Annotated in this window: 18 protein-coding genes; 9 read left to right on the forward strand and 9 right to left on the reverse strand. The window is 66.5% G+C overall.

Features of this window, described 5'->3' with window-relative positions:
* Positions 1-34: 34 nt before the first annotated feature.
* Complete coding sequence (locus ACQUSQ_RS07540; protein ID WP_435067940.1) at positions 35-1,297, reverse strand: dihydrolipoamide acetyltransferase family protein; 1,263 nt, start codon at positions 1,295-1,297, stop codon at positions 35-37.
* A gap of 112 nt (positions 1,298-1,409) precedes the next feature.
* Positions 1,410-2,339 (reverse strand): lipoyl synthase, encoded by a 930-nt coding sequence (gene lipA / locus ACQUSQ_RS07545; protein ID WP_435067941.1) that lies wholly within the window; start codon positions 2,337-2,339, stop codon positions 1,410-1,412.
* Between the two features lie 99 nt (positions 2,340-2,438).
* Here lipA and ACQUSQ_RS07550 point away from each other — a divergent pair, with 99 nt between their 5' ends.
* The 4 genes from ACQUSQ_RS07550 (at position 2,439) to ACQUSQ_RS07565 (ending at position 5,046) form a co-directional block, all read left to right on the forward strand.
* Complete coding sequence (locus tag ACQUSQ_RS07550; RefSeq protein ID WP_435067943.1) at positions 2,439-2,612, forward strand: DUF5786 family protein; 174 nt, start codon at positions 2,439-2,441, stop codon at positions 2,610-2,612.
* 82 nt (positions 2,613-2,694) lie between these two features.
* Positions 2,695-2,904: a DUF7561 family protein gene (locus ACQUSQ_RS07555; protein ID WP_435067945.1), complete on the forward strand. Its 210-nt coding sequence runs from the start codon at positions 2,695-2,697 to the stop codon at positions 2,902-2,904.
* Between the two features lie 43 nt (positions 2,905-2,947).
* The gene (locus ACQUSQ_RS07560) at positions 2,948-4,738 is read left to right on the forward strand and encodes a helicase C-terminal domain-containing protein (RefSeq protein ID WP_435067947.1); all 1,791 of its coding nucleotides are present in this window, start codon (positions 2,948-2,950) and stop codon (positions 4,736-4,738) included.
* Between the two features lie 125 nt (positions 4,739-4,863).
* A complete protein-coding gene (locus ACQUSQ_RS07565; RefSeq protein WP_435067948.1) occupies positions 4,864-5,046 on the forward strand; it encodes a DUF7317 family protein in 183 nt (60 codons plus the stop codon).
* A gap of 2 nt (positions 5,047-5,048) precedes the next feature.
* On the opposite strand, the gene ACQUSQ_RS07570 is transcribed toward ACQUSQ_RS07565, so the two are convergent.
* Positions 5,049-6,152 (reverse strand): 60S ribosomal export protein NMD3, encoded by a 1,104-nt coding sequence (locus ACQUSQ_RS07570; RefSeq protein WP_435067950.1) that lies wholly within the window; start codon positions 6,150-6,152, stop codon positions 5,049-5,051.
* An 88-nt stretch (positions 6,153-6,240) separates the two neighbouring features.
* Between ACQUSQ_RS07570 and htpX the strand changes: the two genes are divergently transcribed.
* The 3 genes from htpX to radA all read left to right on the forward strand — a co-directional run bounded on the left by htpX (position 6,241) and on the right by radA (position 8,867).
* A complete protein-coding gene (htpX, locus tag ACQUSQ_RS07575) occupies positions 6,241-7,110 on the forward strand; it encodes a zinc metalloprotease HtpX (RefSeq protein WP_435067951.1) in 870 nt (289 codons plus the stop codon).
* Positions 7,111-7,719 (forward strand): PspA-associated protein PspAB, encoded by a 609-nt coding sequence (gene pspAB / locus ACQUSQ_RS07580; protein ID WP_435067953.1) that lies wholly within the window; start codon positions 7,111-7,113, stop codon positions 7,717-7,719.
* 116 nt (positions 7,720-7,835) lie between these two features.
* The gene (gene radA / locus ACQUSQ_RS07585; protein ID WP_435067955.1) at positions 7,836-8,867 is read left to right on the forward strand and encodes a DNA repair and recombination protein RadA; all 1,032 of its coding nucleotides are present in this window, start codon (positions 7,836-7,838) and stop codon (positions 8,865-8,867) included.
* On the opposite strand, the gene sufU is transcribed toward radA, so the two are convergent.
* From sufU to ACQUSQ_RS07600, 3 genes are all read right to left on the reverse strand, one after another.
* Positions 8,868-9,287, reverse strand: a complete 420-nt coding sequence (gene sufU, locus ACQUSQ_RS07590) for a Fe-S cluster assembly sulfur transfer protein SufU (protein ID WP_435067957.1) — start codon at positions 9,285-9,287, stop codon at positions 8,868-8,870.
* A gap of 45 nt (positions 9,288-9,332) precedes the next feature.
* Positions 9,333-10,316 (reverse strand): transcription initiation factor IIB, encoded by a 984-nt coding sequence (locus tag ACQUSQ_RS07595; RefSeq protein WP_435067959.1) that lies wholly within the window; start codon positions 10,314-10,316, stop codon positions 9,333-9,335.
* A gap of 270 nt (positions 10,317-10,586) precedes the next feature.
* Positions 10,587-11,330, reverse strand: a complete 744-nt coding sequence (locus ACQUSQ_RS07600; RefSeq protein ID WP_435067961.1) for a DNA polymerase sliding clamp — start codon at positions 11,328-11,330, stop codon at positions 10,587-10,589.
* Positions 11,331-11,484: 154 nt separating this feature from the next.
* Here ACQUSQ_RS07600 and ACQUSQ_RS07605 point away from each other — a divergent pair, with 154 nt between their 5' ends.
* Together ACQUSQ_RS07605 and ACQUSQ_RS07610 are read left to right on the forward strand one after the other, a co-directional pair.
* Positions 11,485-11,835, forward strand: a complete 351-nt coding sequence (locus ACQUSQ_RS07605) for a DUF7344 domain-containing protein (protein WP_435067962.1) — start codon at positions 11,485-11,487, stop codon at positions 11,833-11,835.
* A gap of 108 nt (positions 11,836-11,943) precedes the next feature.
* Positions 11,944-12,711 (forward strand): SAM-dependent methyltransferase, encoded by a 768-nt coding sequence (locus ACQUSQ_RS07610; protein WP_435067963.1) that lies wholly within the window; start codon positions 11,944-11,946, stop codon positions 12,709-12,711.
* On the opposite strand, the gene ACQUSQ_RS07615 is transcribed toward ACQUSQ_RS07610, so the two are convergent.
* From ACQUSQ_RS07615 to tatC, 3 genes are read right to left on the reverse strand one after another with little or no spacing between them, the layout of a single operon-like run.
* Positions 12,708-13,436 (reverse strand): queuosine precursor transporter, encoded by a 729-nt coding sequence (locus tag ACQUSQ_RS07615; RefSeq protein ID WP_435067965.1) that lies wholly within the window; start codon positions 13,434-13,436, stop codon positions 12,708-12,710. The genes ACQUSQ_RS07610 and ACQUSQ_RS07615 overlap by 4 nt on opposite strands.
* The gene (locus ACQUSQ_RS07620) at positions 13,433-13,609 is read right to left on the reverse strand and encodes a ribbon-helix-helix domain-containing protein (RefSeq protein WP_435067967.1); all 177 of its coding nucleotides are present in this window, start codon (positions 13,607-13,609) and stop codon (positions 13,433-13,435) included. The genes ACQUSQ_RS07615 and ACQUSQ_RS07620 overlap by 4 nt, the downstream gene beginning before the upstream one ends.
* Before the next feature lie 31 nt (positions 13,610-13,640).
* The gene (tatC, locus tag ACQUSQ_RS07625) at positions 13,641-15,809 is read right to left on the reverse strand and encodes a twin-arginine translocase subunit TatC (protein WP_435067969.1); all 2,169 of its coding nucleotides are present in this window, start codon (positions 15,807-15,809) and stop codon (positions 13,641-13,643) included.
* Between the last annotated feature and the right edge of the window lie 87 nt (positions 15,810-15,896).

Here is a 15,896-nt window from a genome sequence, read left to right on the forward strand (position 1 = left end):
CAACCTGCACGGAGAGCATGATTAAATTACGTGTTTACCGCAACCCTTCGTCCGATGGGGGTACGAGGAGGTCTGACGGCGTCGAGAGGCGGTCTCGGACCAGATTGGTGAAGCGAGCGGCCGTCGCGCTGTCGACGATTCGGGGGTCGACCGACAGCGAGAGCGGGAGCGTGTGCCGCGGCACCACCTCGCCGTCGACGACCTGCGGGCGCTCCGCGAGACGACCCAGCGCCAGCGTGGCCACCTGCGGAGCGACGAGTGAGGGCGTCGCGTACTCGCCGCCGACGGCGCCGGGGTTCGTGAGGGTGAACGTCCCGCCCCGGGTCCGGGCGTCGGGAAGCGTCCGGTCGCGCGCTCGCTGGACGAGGGTGGCCGTCTCCGACGCGAGGGCGAGGAGGTCCATGTCGTCGACGTCGCCGACGACGGGCACCGCGAGGCCCGCACCTGTCGCCGTCGCCACGCCGAGATTGTAGTCGTCGTGATAGACGACTTCGTCCGTGTCGAGCGAAGCGTTGAGCGACGGGAACTCGGCGAGAGCGTGCACGACGGCCCGCATCACGAACGGCAGGGGCGTGAGGTCGACGCCCGCGTCGGCGGCGTACGGGTCGAGTTCGGTCGTCAACTCGACGAGCGCCGTCACGTCGACGCGGTCGGTGTGGGTGACTCGCGGCGCGTCGGCGTGGTCGAAGGGCCGGCGACCGTCGTCGTACGCCACCCGGTCGCCGGGCGTCGGACGGTCGGGTATCGGGTCGCGGTGCGCGCGGCGGAGAGTCACCTCGCCCAGCACGCTGGTCGTTCCGGCGGCGAGCGACCGCGGTGTCGGGCGCGTGTCCTCGCTCGCCGCGCGCACGTCGGCGTCGGTGATGCGGCCGTTCGGCCCCGACCCCGAAACGCGCGCGAGGTCGACGCCGAGTTCTCGGGCGAGACGGCGGACGCGCGGCGGGGCGAAGACGCGGTCGGTGGGTTCGGCGGGCGTCCGTTCGGCGTCTTCGTCGTCCGTGCGTTCGGCGGCCATCTGTTCCTCGTCCTCGCTCTCGGCGTCCCCCTCCTCGTCGGCGTCCACGTCGATGGAGACGAGGGGGTCGCCGACGGGGATCATCTCGCCGGCGGCGGCGTGTCGTTCCTCGACGCGACCGGCGACGGGCGAGGGAAGGTCGACGATGGCCTTGTCCGTCTCCATCTCGGCGATGACGTCGTCCTCGGCCACCGTCTCGCCCACCTCGACCAGCCATCGGAGGAGTTCGCCCTCCGCGACGCCCTCGCCCAAGTCGGGCAGGTCGACCGTCTCGACGGTCACGGGGCGACCACTCCGGATGCGGAGGTGTCGGTCTCCGTCCGAGAGACGACTCGGACCGCCTGTACCGGGGGTTGGGTGTGGGGTTCAGTGTACATACTCGAAGATACGGCAGTCACGTCGCCGTCCGGGCCTCGTTGCGTGCCTCGTCGACGCTCCGGCCGTCGCGGAGGAGGGCGTCGACGAACAGTTCGCCCGCGCGATACGACGACCGGACCATCGGGCCACTGGCACAGTAGAGGAAGTCGAGTTCCTCCTCGGCGACGCGGCGCCACGTCTCGAAGGTGTGGGGGTGGACGTAGTCGTACACGTCGAGGTGGGTGTGCGAGGGCTGGAGATACTGGCCGAGGGTGACGATGTCGACGCCCGCCTCGCGACAGTCCGAGAGCGCCCGGTAGAGTTCGTGGTCGTACTCGCCGAGGCCGAGCATGAGGCTGGTCTTGGTGTAGACGTCGCTCGTGTCGGCGGCGTGTTCGAGGACCGACAGGGACTGGCGGTAGCCGGCGCGGCGGTCACGGACGGGCCACTGGAGGCGGTCCACCGTCTCGACGTTGTGGGCGAACACGTCGGGGCCGGCGTCGAGGATGCGGTCGACGCAGTCGAGGTCGCCCCGGAAGTCGGGGACCAGAACCTCGACGAGGACGCTCGAATCGCGCGCCTTGATGGCCTCGATGGTGCGCGCGAAGTGGTCGGCGCCTTGGTCGGGCAGGTCGTCCCGGTCGACGCTCGTGAGAACGACGTAGTCGAGGCCGATGTCCGCGACGGCGTCGGCGACGGTTTCGGGTTCGTCGGGGTCGAGCGCCTCCATGCCGCCGGTCTCCACGTCACAGAAGTTACAGCCTCGCGAACAGCGGTCGCCCATGAGCATGAACGTGGCCGTCCCCGGGCCGTCGCGACCGCTCCAGCACTCGCCCAGATTCGGGCAGTTGGCCTCCTCGCACACGGTGTGAAGGTCGCGGTCACGGAGCGACTGCTTGATTTCCGTGAACCGCTGGCCCGACGGCGGTTGCGTGCGTAACCAGTCGGGCTTGCGTTGCCGTGCCATACACGCGCCTTCGGCCGGCTGGGCAAAAACGTGTGGGCTCCGAACGGCCCAAAACGTCCGTTACATATATATTTGGAGATTTCCAAGTGAGCGTGTACCATGTCAATGGGTGCCTATGACGAAGCCGAGCACGAACGTCGGGAGCAGAAAACGGGGCAGGTCGACGCGGAGTTCGACGACGACCGGTCGCAGTACCGAGGGACCCTCTCGTACGAATCCGGCGACTCGACCGAAGCGCTGCTGGACCAGTTCAAGCAGTTGCAGGGCGAGTAGCCGCCGACTGCGGCGTTTTCGGGGCACGTTCTCGGCGCCGAGACCCGCAGGTCTTTCCCGTTCGGCCCGCTCGATGGACGCAATGAGTTCCGACCCCTGTGATGGCTGTGGCGAGAGCGTGCCCGTCGGGGGCGGCATCGGCGACTTCTGGACGTTCGAGGCCGAGACGACGGGCGGGATGACGCTCGAACTCGCCGACGGGAGCGAGCATTTCCTGTGTTTCGACTGTATCGAGCGACTGCCCGACGACCGCGACGTGACGGCCGCGGACGTGGCGGCGCTGTCGGAGTAGCCGCGTCCGACAGTATTACCTGCGCCGACGGGCTGGAGCCACCGTGGACCCCGACCGCATTCCGGCTTCGTTTCCGGCTCCCTCTTTCCGCGGCAATCAGCGCGAGGCGCTCGACGCCATCCGCGACGCCTTCGCCGCCGGCAACGACGCCGTGTTGGTGCGCGCACCGACCGGGAGCGGGAAGTCCCTCCTCGCGCGCGCCGTCGCCGGCGCCGCCCGCACGGCGGAGGAGGCCGAACCCGCCGAGGCCACCGGCGCCTACTACACCACGCCGCAGGTGTCCCAACTCGACGACGTGGCGGAGGACGACCTGCTCCAAGACCTCAACGTGATTCGGGGCAAGCGTAACTACACCTGCATCCTCCCCGACGAGACGACGACGCCCGTCGACCGGGCGCCCTGCGCTCGCGAGTCGGGCTACGACTGCTCGGTCAAGCATCGGTGTCCGTACTACGCCGACCGCACCATCGCCTCCAGTCGGTCGATTGCGGCGATGACGCTCGCGTATTTCATGCAGACCGCCGGCTCGGACGTGTTCGGCCGGCGGGACGTGGTGGTCATCGACGAGGCCCACGGCCTCTCGGAGTGGGCGGAGATGTACGCCACGGTCGACCTCCAGCCGGAGACGGTGCCCGTCTGGGACGACGTGGGCGTGCCCGACGTGTCGGCGGCGGACGACCCCGTCGACCGGACGGCGCGCTTCGCGGAGACGCTCGCGGGCGTCTGCGAGCGGGCGGCGGAGGACCTCGCCGCCACCCCGGAGTTGACGCCGGGGGAGGCGGCCCGCCGCGACAGGCTCCAAGACCTCCGCTCCGAACTCTCGTGGTTCGTCTCCGACTACCGCGACCCGACCAGCACGACGACGTGGGTGGTCGACCAGCCCGACGGCGAGGGGACGCCGATAACCATCAAACCGCTCGACCCCGCGCGCTACCTCCATCACACCGTCTGGGACCGAGGGAACAAGTTTGCCCTCCTGTCGGCGACGATTCTGGACAAGGAGGCGTTCTGCCGCGGCGTCGGACTCGACCCCTCGAACGTGGCGCTCGTGGACGTCCCCCATACGTTCCCGCTGGAGAACCGCCCGCTCTACGACGTGACACAGGGGAAGATGACCTACGAACGGCGGGACGACACCCTGCCGGACGTGGCGCGACTGCTCGTGAGGCTGATGGCCGCGCACCCCGAGGAGAAGGGACTCGTCCACTGTCACTCCTACGCGATTCAGGAGCGACTGGCCGACCGCCTCGACGACTTCGGCGTCGGCGCGCGGATTCGTGCTCACGACCGAGACGACCGGAACGACGCGCTGGAGGCGTGGAAGGCGACGACCGACCCCGATGTCTTCCTCTCGGTGAAGATGGAGGAGGCGCTGGACCTGCGCGGTGACCTCGCGCGCTGGCAGGTGCTCTGTAAGGCACCGTATCTCAACACGGGCGACTCGCGAGTGGCCCAGCGCCTCGAAGACGGGCAGTGGGCGTGGTACTACCGGGTTGCGCTCCGGACAGTCATTCAGGCGGCGGGCCGGGTCGTCCGGGCGCCCGACGACCACGGCGTGACCTACCTCGCCGATTCGAGCCTACTCGACCTGTTCGACCGTGCGCGGACCGACATGCCGGCGTGGTTCGCGGACGCCGTCGACGCGATGGACCGCCCCGACCTGCCCGAGTTCGACCCCGAGGCGGCGCTGGCGGGGACGGATGCTACGGGGTCGCGTCGGCGGTCGGGAACGAGACAGACGAGTACCGACCGCTCGTCGGGCGGCGCGAGTGGGTCGACCGGCGGCGACGACGCCGACGACGGCCACCCCCTCTCCGACGTGTGGGGCGAGTAGCCGCGGGTGACAACGCCACCCAAGAACTGGCCGTTCATGCCCCTATCTGCCTCGAATTCTGCGATTTAGCTAATTCAATCTACGAAGGCTTAGATACCGTCGAATCGTAGGCCGTGTCTAGTCTAATGCACAGCCACTCGTTCCGGTCGTCGGTGACGCTGTATCGCAACGGAACTCTCACGCTCGCGCAGGCGGCGCGCCACGCGGGCTGTTCGGAGGCGGCGATGACGGAGGCGGCGACGACGCGGTCCGCGCGAGCAACGTCGGACACCGGCGGCACCGCGCTCAGTCGCTCCGTCGACGTCTAATCTCACTCGGGCAGGATGTGGAGGCCGGCGCGGGTCTTGACGACGGGCGTCGTCTCCGCGTCGGGGTCGAAGAAGTCGGGCCGGGGCACCGTTTTTGCCTCGTACGTCTCGGGGTCGAGCAGTTGGACCGCGTGGTCGTCCTCAACGGTCACCACCGTCGTCTCGACGGCGTCGTCACGAGTCGCGAGGCGCCGGCCCGGCGTCTCGTCCTCGAACGGCTCCTCGTAGGGGTCGCCCGTGGCGAGACGGGTGCCTTTCAGGTTGCCGCTGACGCTCGTGACGAGCACCGGCCCCTCGCCGTCCTCGGGGTCGATGACGTCGCCGGGCGTGAACTTCGGCAGGCGGACGGCGTAGGTGACGCGGTACACCTCGTTGCCGTCGCCGTCCTCCGTGACGAGGGTCGGGAAGCTCTCGACGCTCCCGCCGAGTTCGCGGACGATGCGGCGGGAGACTTCCTCGCCAAGGCCGTTGGTCGAGAGCTTCACGTTCGGGCCGTCGTCGGTCTCTTTCACCTCGGTCACGAACGCCTCTCGGTCGCCGTCGCCCTCGCGGTCGGCGACGTGTGACTCCGCGATTTCGACGGCGCGAGAACGTTCTTCGGGCGTGGGTGTGCGGTCGGTGGCTCGGACTTGGACGGTGCTTGCGTAGTAGCCGCCGGCGATGCGGCCACAGCGGTCGCAGGTCCCGCGCGAGATTTTCACGGGGACGACCACCGTCTCTTCGAGGGGCGTGTCGCGGACGACGCCGGTGAACTGACAGTGCATCCGGATAGTGTTTTCGTCCACCTGTTCGGGGTCGACGGCCCACGTGATGTCGCGGGCGTCGACGTGGACACCGAGGGCTTCGCTCACCTCGTCGACGGCGATGTCGGTGTAGTCGCGGGCGTCGACGTCGACCCAGCGGTTGCCGCGGTGGACGGCACCACACCCCGAACAGACCAGCACCTCGATTCGGTCGGGGGCATCGACCAAGTCGAAGTCGTCGAAGTAACAGGCGTCACAGAGAAGTCGGTCCCGGTCCCGCGGCGCGCCCGGAAGCGGCTCCGCGCGTGCGGGCACCGGGTCGCCACAGCGGGGGCAGAACTCGCGGGACTCGCTATCGCTCATCGACGCCGGATAGTCGCTCGCGGTGGTTAAGCCCCGCGACATCGGTGGGAGCGATACCATTTACCTTCGGCGCCGCCTGACTGGGCGTATGGAGTGGAAATCGGACTGGGGACTGCGGGGCCGCATGGTCCTGACGATGTTTCTGCTGGTCGCGCTCTATCTCGTCTTCATCGCCATCCTCTCGCAGTACATGGGCCTGTTCGGCGTCGTGGTCGTGATGGGGCTGTTCTCGTTCGCGCAGTACTTCTTCAGCGACCGACTGGCGCTGTACAGCATGGGCGCCCATCAGGTCGAACCCGACGAGTACCCCGACCTGCACGCGACGGTGGGGCGACTGTCCCAGCAGGCCGACCTGCCGAAACCCGACATCGCCGTCGCGGAGACGGAGGTTCCGAACGCGTTCGCGACGGGGCGCTCACCCTCGCACTCGACGGTCTGTGTGACGAAGGGACTGCTCGAAACCCTCGATTCGGACGAACTTGAAGGCGTGTTGGCACACGAACTCGCTCACGTCAAAAACCGGGACGTGATGGTGATGACCATCGCCTCCTTCCTCTCGACTATCGCGTTCATGATAGTCCGGTGGGGGTGGCTGTTCGGCGGCAACCGCAACCGACAGGGCGGGGGCGGCGTGGCCGTCGCCATCCTCGTCTCGCTCGTCGTCTGGATACTCTCCTTTATCCTCATTCGGGCGCTCTCGCGGTACCGCGAGTACGCCGCCGACCGCGGCGCGGCGGCGATTACGGGCAACCCGTCGGCGCTCGCGGGCGCCCTCATGGCCATCTCCGGGCGGATGGACCGGGTGCCACAGGAGGACCTCCGCGAACAGGCGGAGATGAACGCCTTCTTCGTCATTCCCATCCGGAGCGGCTTCGTCGGCCGAGTGTTCTCGACGCACCCGCCCACCGAGCGACGGGTCGAACGACTCCGCGAGATGGCGCGGGAGATGGAGACGTAGATGGGCCTGTTCGACACGCTGCGCTCGGTGTTGGGCGTCAACGCCGAGGCGGGCGCGACGCGAGACGCCGACCCCGAGGACCTGTTCGGGATGAGTACCGCCTACGTCACGATGGAGGCGGACCTCGATTTCGTCCCCGCCGGGGCCGCGGCGCTCTGTTTCTCCGCCGTCGACAGCACCGACTTCGACGCCGCCGTCGACGAAGTCGAAACCATCCTGCACGCGGGCCAAGAGGAGACGGGGACCGAGTTCTACCATCGCGAGGACGACCACGGCTACCACTGGGTCGTCCTCGAAGACGACGACCCGGAGGATTTGGTGACGAGCGTCCACTTCGCGGCGGACACGTTCGAGGAGGCAGATTTCGGCTCCCGACTACTCGCCGCCGTCTTCGGATTCGTCCGCCCCCGTGACGACCGGCGGGCGTACTGGGTCTACTCCTTCCGGCGCGGGGCGTACTACCCCTTCGTACCGACGGGGAGCCACGAGCGCGACAGCCGTATCGAGTTCAAACTCGCCGCCGTCCTCGACGGCGAACTCGACGTGGAAGACGACGAGAGCTACTGGTACCCGCTGTGGCCCGACGGCGACGGCCACCCGTGGGAGTGAGTTATCGGGTTTGAACGTCGCTGCGACGTGCCAGCGACCCGCACGCCGTCGGCGAGTTTCACTTTCACCACGGTGTTAACGAGGCTTTATGTACGGGCCGGCACAAGCACGGTCACATGGCAGAAGACGATCTCGAGACGCTTCCGGGTGTGGGGCCGGCGACGGCCGACAAGTTGGTCGAAGCGGGCTTCGAAAGCTATCAGAGCATCGCCGTCGCGAGTCCGGCGGAGCTGTCGAACACCGCCGATATCGGCGAATCGACGGCGAGCGACATCATCAACGCGGCCCGTGAGGCGGCCGACGTCGGCGGGTTCGAGAGCGGGGCGGCCGTGCTCGAACGCCGCGAGCAGATTGGAAAGCTCACGTGGAACATCCCCGAGGTGGACGAACTGCTCGGCGGCGGCGTCGAGACACAGTCCATCACCGAAGTCTACGGCGAGTTCGGCGCCGGGAAGTCACAGGTCACCCACCAGCTCTCGGTGAACGTCCAGTTGCCCGAAGAGCACGGCGGGCTCCGCGGGAGCGCCATCTTCGTGGACAGCGAGGACACGTTCCGCCCCGAGCGCATCGACGACATGGTGCGCGGGCTGGACGACGAGATAATTCAGGCGACGATGGACGACCGGGGCATCGAAGGGTCACCCGGCGACGAGGAGGCGATGGAGGCGCTCGTGACCGACGTCCTCGACAAGATTCACGTCGCCAAGGCGTTCAACTCCAATCACCAGATTCTGCTGGCGGAGAAGGCCAAAGACCTCGCGAGCGAACACGAGGACAGCGAGTGGCCGGTCCGCCTGCTCTGTGTCGACTCGCTCACCGCCCACTTCCGCGCCGAATACGTGGGCCGTGGCGAACTCGCAGAACGCCAGCAGAAACTCAACAAACACCTGCACGACCTGATGCGAATCGGCGACCTCTACAACACCGCCGTCCTCGTCACGAATCAGGTCGCGTCCAACCCCGACTCCTACTTCGGCGACCCCACCCAGCCAATCGGTGGCAACATCCTCGGCCACACCTCGACGTTCCGGATGTATCTCCGCAAGTCCAAGGGCGACAAGCGTATCGTCCGACTGGTCGACGCGCCGAATCTCGCCGACGGCGAGGCCGTGATGCGCGTGCAGGACGCGGGTCTCGTCCCCGAGTAGTTACTCTTCGGTCGTCGTTTCGTCGAGGTCGAGTTCGCCCTCGTGAATCTTCGCGCCGTCCTGAACCACCTTCTCGGCGAGGACGGCACATTTGATTCGCATCGGGCTGATGTCGACACCGAGCATGTCCACCACGTCGTCGGTGTCCATCTCGGACAGTTCGTCGAGCGTCATCCCCGGTAGCTGTTGGGTGAGCATACTCGCGCTCGCCTGACTGATGGCACAGCCGTCGCCGGAGAAACTGACGTACTCGATGGTCTCGCCGTCGTCGGCGAGTTGCACGTCGATTTGAATCGTATCACCGCAGGACGGATTCTCGCCGACGTGAGAGAACGTCGGGTCTTCGAGGGCCCCGTGGTTTCGGGGGTTCTTGTAGTGGTCGAGAATCTGCTGTCGGTACATATCCGAGCCCATACCCATAGTTGCGTCCTGATACGGCGCTGGCGAGTAAAAGGATTCCGGGCCTCAGGCTACGACGGCGCGGTCGACGTCGTCGTAGGCTTCGAGGAGTTCGCGGTAGCGGTTGCGGATGGTGACCTCCGAGATGTCGGCCACTTCACTCACGTCCTGCTGGGTAATCTGCTCGTTGGTGAGCAGGGGGGCGGCGTAGACGGCGGCGGCGGCGAGGCCGACGGGGTTCTTGCCGCTGTGGACGCCGCGTTCCTTGGCGGCGTCGAGCATCTCGCGAGCGAGGCGTTCGGCCTCGTCCGAGATATCGAGTTCCGACGCGAACCGGGTGACGTAGCTCACGGGGTCCGCGGGCGCGACTTCGAGGTGGAGTTCCCGGACGACGTAGCGGTAGGTCCGTTTGAACTCCTCCTCCTCGACGCGGCTGACGCGAGCCACCTCGTCGATGGTCCGGGGGACGCCGGCCTGTCGAGCGGCGGCGTAGAGCGCGCTCGTGGCGACGCCCTCGATGGACCGGCCCGGGAGCAGGTCGTCTTCCAGCGCGCGCCGGTAGATGACACTCGCCGTCTCGCGGACCGTCTCGGGCAGGCCGAGCGCGGAGGCCATCCGGTCGATTTCGCCGAGCGCCTGTCGGAGGTTACGCTCCTGGTGGTCGCGGGTCTGGAACCGGCGGTTCCACGTTCGCAGACGCTGCATCTTCTCGCGCTGATTGGACGAGAGCGTCTTGCCGTAGGCGTCCTTGTTCTGCCAGTCGATGGTCGTCGACAGGCCCTTGTCGTGCATCATCTTGGTCGTCGGCGACCCGACGCGCGATTTCGAATCGCGCTCGCTGGCGTCGAAGGCCCGCCACTCGGGGCCGTGGTCGATTTCGTCCTCCTCGACGACGAGGCCACACTCGCTACACGCCGTCTCGCCGTGTTCCGAGTCGGTCAGCAGCGCGCCGCCACACTCCGGACAGACGTGCTCCTGCTCGCTCTCGCTCGTCGACTGCTGTTCGTCGATTCTCGTTTCGTTGGCCGTCCACGTGTGTGTTTCAGTCATGATAGGGCAGACACCACGAGTGGCCGAGCGGGGATCGGCCCTCGTAGCGCTTCTTACCTATTGTAAGCACGATAGACTTATAAAGGTTTCGATGATATCGCCGAATAGGGATAACGTCGTCGGAATAGACGCAATGTTACTGACAGATAGCAGTGACGGGAACAGTAATTAGTATATAATACCTTTGGTCATCTATCTCACGGGAAAGAGACTCACGGACAGGAGCGGGGAGAAATCGGAGGTGAGCGTGTGCCGGTCAGCGACGGGGCGTCACTCGCTCTGGATGCGCGGCGCGAGCATGAACGTCACGTTGCCGAGGCCCTCGGCGAAGTCGTAGTGAAGTTTCACGGGGAACTCCTCGCCGAGTTCGATGGTCACTTCGGCGTCGCCGGGGATGGCTTTGTTCATGTCCTTGAGGTAGTCGAGCGAGAACAGGGAGTCGGCGGGGCCGGCTTCGAGGGCGATGAGGACGTCGGTTCCGAGTTCGAAGTCGACGTCGTCGGTGTCGCCCTCGGCTTCGATGTGGAACGTCTCCGCGTCCTCGTCGACGCGGAGGTTGATGTGGTCAGACACCATGTCGGCGGCCGTGATACCCCGGTCGAGTTGGTTCCCCTCGACGACGATTTCGGCCGGGAGGTCAAGGTCGGGGATGTCCGGCTCCTGCCGGATTGAGTCGGGGTCGATGAGCGCCAGCGTGTAGGAGAGCCCGTCGATGCGGATGTGGAGTTTCCGGGTCTCCTCATCGAGTTCGAGGTGGACGAGGTCGCCCGCGTTCCCCATTCCCGCGATGTCTTCGAGACGAGCGAGGTTGACGCCGATGACGCCGCCGTCGGCCTCGTAGGATTCGAACGCGGCCGCATCGAGCGAGAGGTCGACCATCCCCACGTTCGCCGGGTCGACGGCCCGAATCGACAGACCGTCCTCGTTGAGCCGCATCTTACACTCGTCGACCAACACGCTCACGGAGTCGAGGGCATCCCGGAGCGTCGACGCGCTCACGATGGCCTTGAACATGTATCGAGCGTACGCCCCATGCGTTAAATAATACCCGCTTGTTCGTCCGCGACCGGGCGCGCGCGCCGCGCGCAACTGACCCGACTAGATAATCCAGCGACACATTCATGAGTCGTCCTCCCAAATCGACAGTCGTCCCAAAGGGGGGGAGACGATGACGACGTCTAACGCAAACCACCGCGAACAGACGACGGTAGAGGAATCGGGGGGGAACTACACGGAGAGCCACGTCGACGCCGTGTTCGACGTACTCTCTGACGCACGCCGTCGCCGCACCATCCGCGCGTTACGAGAACGCGGCGACAGGACACCGGTCACCGAACTCGCCGACGCGCTGGCGGGGCGAGAGCCGGGGTCGCCGGAGACCGAGCAACTCGTCGTCTCGCTGCAACACGTCCACCTGCCGAAACTGGAGGCGACGGGTGTCGTCGAGTGTGTCGACGACGGGACGGCCGTCCGGTACGACGACGCACCGCTCGTCGAGACGCTGCTGGACCAGGTCTGAACGGCCTCGATTCGGCACGTCTTTCCGGTTCGACCGCCTTGCTACGACCATGATTCAGCCGTTCGCAGTCGTACGCGGCGGGTGCGCCACCTCGTGGGTGAGCGCGCCATGACGGGCCGAGACGAGTACTACAACCGCTCGAAACAGGAAGGGTATCGCGCGCGGTCGGCGTACAAGCTCAAGCAACTGGACGAGACGGCGACCCTGTTCTCGCCGGGCGACACCGTCGTCGACCTCGGCGCCGCCCCGGGCGGCTGGCTTCAAGTCGCCGCCGAGGAAGTCGGGGACGGCGGCACCGTCGTCGGCGTCGACCGCCAGCGCATCCGTGACCTCGACATAGAGACGGTCGAGACGGTGCGTGGCGACATGACCGAGGAATCGACGCTCGACCGCCTGCGCGACGTGGTCGGCGACACGAGTGTCGACGTCATCATCTCCGACATGGCGCCGAACATGACCGGAGAATATTCGGTCGACCACGCGCGCTCCGTCCATCTCGCGCGCCAAGCCTACGAAGTCGCGCTCGAACTGTTAGCGCCGGGTGGCGACTTCGTGACCAAGGTGTTCGATGGCCCGGACCTCGCCGACCTTCGCGAGGAGATGGAGACTGACTTCGAGTACGTGCGCTCGGTCCACCCCGACGCCTCCCGTGACGCCTCCTCGGAGCTGTATCTGGTCGCGAAAGGGTATCTGACCGCACCCATCGCCACCGGTGACGAACTCACCGTCGAAATCACCGACGAGGGCGACGAGGGCGACGGCATCGCCAGCGTCGACGGCTTCACCGTGTTCGTCCCCGACGGCACGGTGGGCGAGGAAGTCGACGTTCGAATCGAGGACGTGAAACCGCGGTTCGCGTTCGCCGAGCGGCGCTAGGCGTCGCGGTCCGTCGCCGACGCGGCGGCCTTCGCGGCGGCGTCGGCGCGCGAGCGAACGAGCCCCACGACGGCGTAGACGAAGGGCGTGTCGACGAGCGCGATGAGGAGTTTCAGGAGGTACTGCCCAATCATCAGCGTGACCACGACGGACCACGGCGTGGTCGGGCCGATACCGACGTACTGCGGCAGGAGATAGAAGGCGATACCGACGAAGATGACGGTGTCGATGGCCTGACTCGTCGCCGTCGAGACGATGTTTCGAAGCCAGAGGAAGTCGCCGTCCGTCGCTTCGCGGAGCCGATGAAAGACGAGTACGTCCCAGTTCTGACTGATGATATACGCCAGCAGGCTCCCGGCGACGATGTTGGTCGCGGGAGCGAGGACGCTCTCGAACTGCGCCGCGAACTCGGCGTTGCGGCCCGGCGCGAAGATGGTCGACCACACCAGCGCCAGCAGGACGAAGTTCATCACGAACCCCACATTCACCATCACCTGCGCATCACGCCGGCCGTAGAGTTCGCTGTAACAGTCCGAGGCGAAGAAGGTGAGTGCGTACGCGAGCGCCGCGCCGGGCAGGAGGATGGCGTTACCGACACGCGGTAGCGCGACGGGAAGCGGGATGGCGAGCACCTTCGACGCCGTCAGCTGTGAGGTAACGAGCGCCGTGACGAACAGCGACAGGATGGCAACGCGGCCGACCGGCCAGTTAGGGCGGGCGCTCATTCGTCGGACTCCAGCCGGTCGTGGCGAGCGTCGATTTCGTCGAGTAAGTCGAGGGTCTTCCGTACTGACGCCCGGATGGCGTCGCTTCGATTCACGAACTTCCCGTCGTCGCCGACGTGGTCGTCGAGGTCCGCGAGCAGCTCGTCGGGAATCTCGACACTTATCTTGGCCATACTGGAAGATTATCCAGCGAATATCTACGTCTTACGCTTTCGCGGTCCAACCACCCAGATTCCGCCGGCCCCCGAAGGTCACGAGGAAGAGGATGCCGAGGCCGATGCCGTAGGCCACCATCAGCGGAATCGTGACCATGAACATCGTCGTCACGTCGGCGGGAGTCGCGAGGGCGGCGAAGGCCATGATGCCGACGGTCACTTCCCGCCAGCGCTCGCGCATGGTCCGGTAGGAGACGCCGGCGGTGTTGAGCAGGAGCATGAAGACGGGCACGTCCGCGAGGAGGCCGATACCCGCAGTCGTGAAGAAGATGAGCCAGAAGAAGTTGGTGATGCGGTAGGCGATGACCATGTTGGCTCGAACCCCGTCGGCGACGAGATAGGAGATGACCGTCGGCGCGACGATGGAGTAGCCGAGGGCGAACCCGGCGAACAGCCCCACGACGAGCGCGGCACCCCACCCGAAGATGAGGTTGCGGTTGCCGCGGACGATGCCGCGTTCCCGCAGCGCCGGCCACGCGTAGTACATGACGAGAGGGAGCGTGACGACGACGGCGATGAGCGTCGAGAACTTCACCTCGAAGATGAGCGCCTCCATCGGGTGGAGGGCGACGACGTTGATGTCGTCGGGCGTCACCTGACTCGGCAACTGCGAGAGGAACTGGTCGAAGACGCGGCCGATACCGCCGGTGTAGAGCCAGCCGAAGGTGCCCGCGAGGACGATACCGAACAGCGCGGCGATGCGGAAGGCCCGCGAGGTGAGGCTGTCGAGGACGAAGGCGATGTCGGTGTAGTAGCCGCCGATGTCGTCCTCGTCGCGCTCGCCGTCGGTGAGTTCGTCGAGGAAGGAGCCGCCGGCCCGCGTCGCCCGGTCGCCGATTTCCTCGGTCGTGGAGTTCTCCTCCGACTCCTCGGCCTCCTCGGCTTCGGTTTCGGCCTCGTCGAAGCGGTCGAGGATGGCCCGCGCCTTCGCCTTGTCGTCGTCCTCGGCGGCGGCGGCCGCCATCGACACCGCGTCGTCTTCGCTCAGTTCCGCAAAGGCCTCCGGCGGCGCGGCTCGAATCCCGTCGGCGTCGAGTTCCGAGAGGTCGATATCCGCGGGGTCGCCGACGGCGGCCGGCTCGACGGCCGCGTCGAACTCGGTGTAGACGTAGTACATGAACGCGACGAGCCCGGCGACGAGCGTTCCGAGGCCGGCCCACAGTCCGAGCGCGACGGTTCTGGAGACGGGCAGAATTGCGCCGGGCTGGCCGAGACGGCGACTGCTGCCCGCCCACGCGAGGGCGTCGTTGGCGGCGCCCAGCCCACCTCGGGTCAAGAAGGCGTAGGTCAGGAGCCCACCCACGAGGCCGATGCCGAGGATGACGTTCCAGTGGCGGAGCGCGGCGGTACCGACGCTAATCTGCTCGCTTCCCCGCTTGGCCGTGACGACGAGTCGCGTCAGATAGAGGCTGAACCCGTAGAGGATGACCATGGGGATAGCCCACATGATTTGCGTGAAGGGGTCCGGTGGGGTGAACAGAGCACCGAAAAGCACCATGATGACGACGGCGTGTCGCCAGCGGTCACGGAACGTCTCGTAGGGGACGATGTCGGCGTAGGCGAGTCCGCTCATCGCCAGCGGCAGTTGGGCCGCGAGGCCGAAAGAGAGCGTGAGCAGGAAGATGAACTGCGCCCAGAGGACGATGGAGTACGTCGGCGTGAACCCCGCGGAGATGGCGTTGTTCGCGAGGAAGGCGAACATGACGGGGAAAAAGACGAGGTAGCCGTAGGTGAGGCCGGCGAGAAAGAGCGCCGTGGCGAGCAGCCCACCAAGAGCGAGTTTCCACCGCGGAACCGGCGAGGAGGGCCACAAGCCACGCGCCTCCAGCGCATCGCGCGAGTAGTAGAGGAAGAGAGGGAGACCAAGGAGAATGCCCGTCACCAGCCCGATTTTCGCCTGCAGGAGGATGACGTCGAACGGCGTCTGAGCGATAATCTGGAGTTCGCTCGACGTCGCCGCGTTCATCTGTGACCGCGTGACCGATTCGAGGAAATTCCACACGTAGAGTCGCAGGACGTAGAACGAGCCGATGAACCCGACGAGGAAGACGATAAACACCTTCTGGAGGTCCTTCTGGGCGGACCGGAGCATCGCGCCGGCTGTCTCCCGGCCGGCGTCCAGCGTCTGACGGGTGTCCTCATCGAGCGCGCTCGACATGCACGAACGAAACCGTCTCGCTGTCATCAATCTTTTCTCTCCACGGCCGGGCGCTGGCGCGATGGAAAAAGGCCTATAACAGCACGG

It is taken from the genome of Haloplanus sp. C73 (assembly GCF_051195115.1).
Taxonomy (GTDB): Archaea; Halobacteriota; Halobacteria; order Halobacteriales; family Haloferacaceae; genus Haloplanus.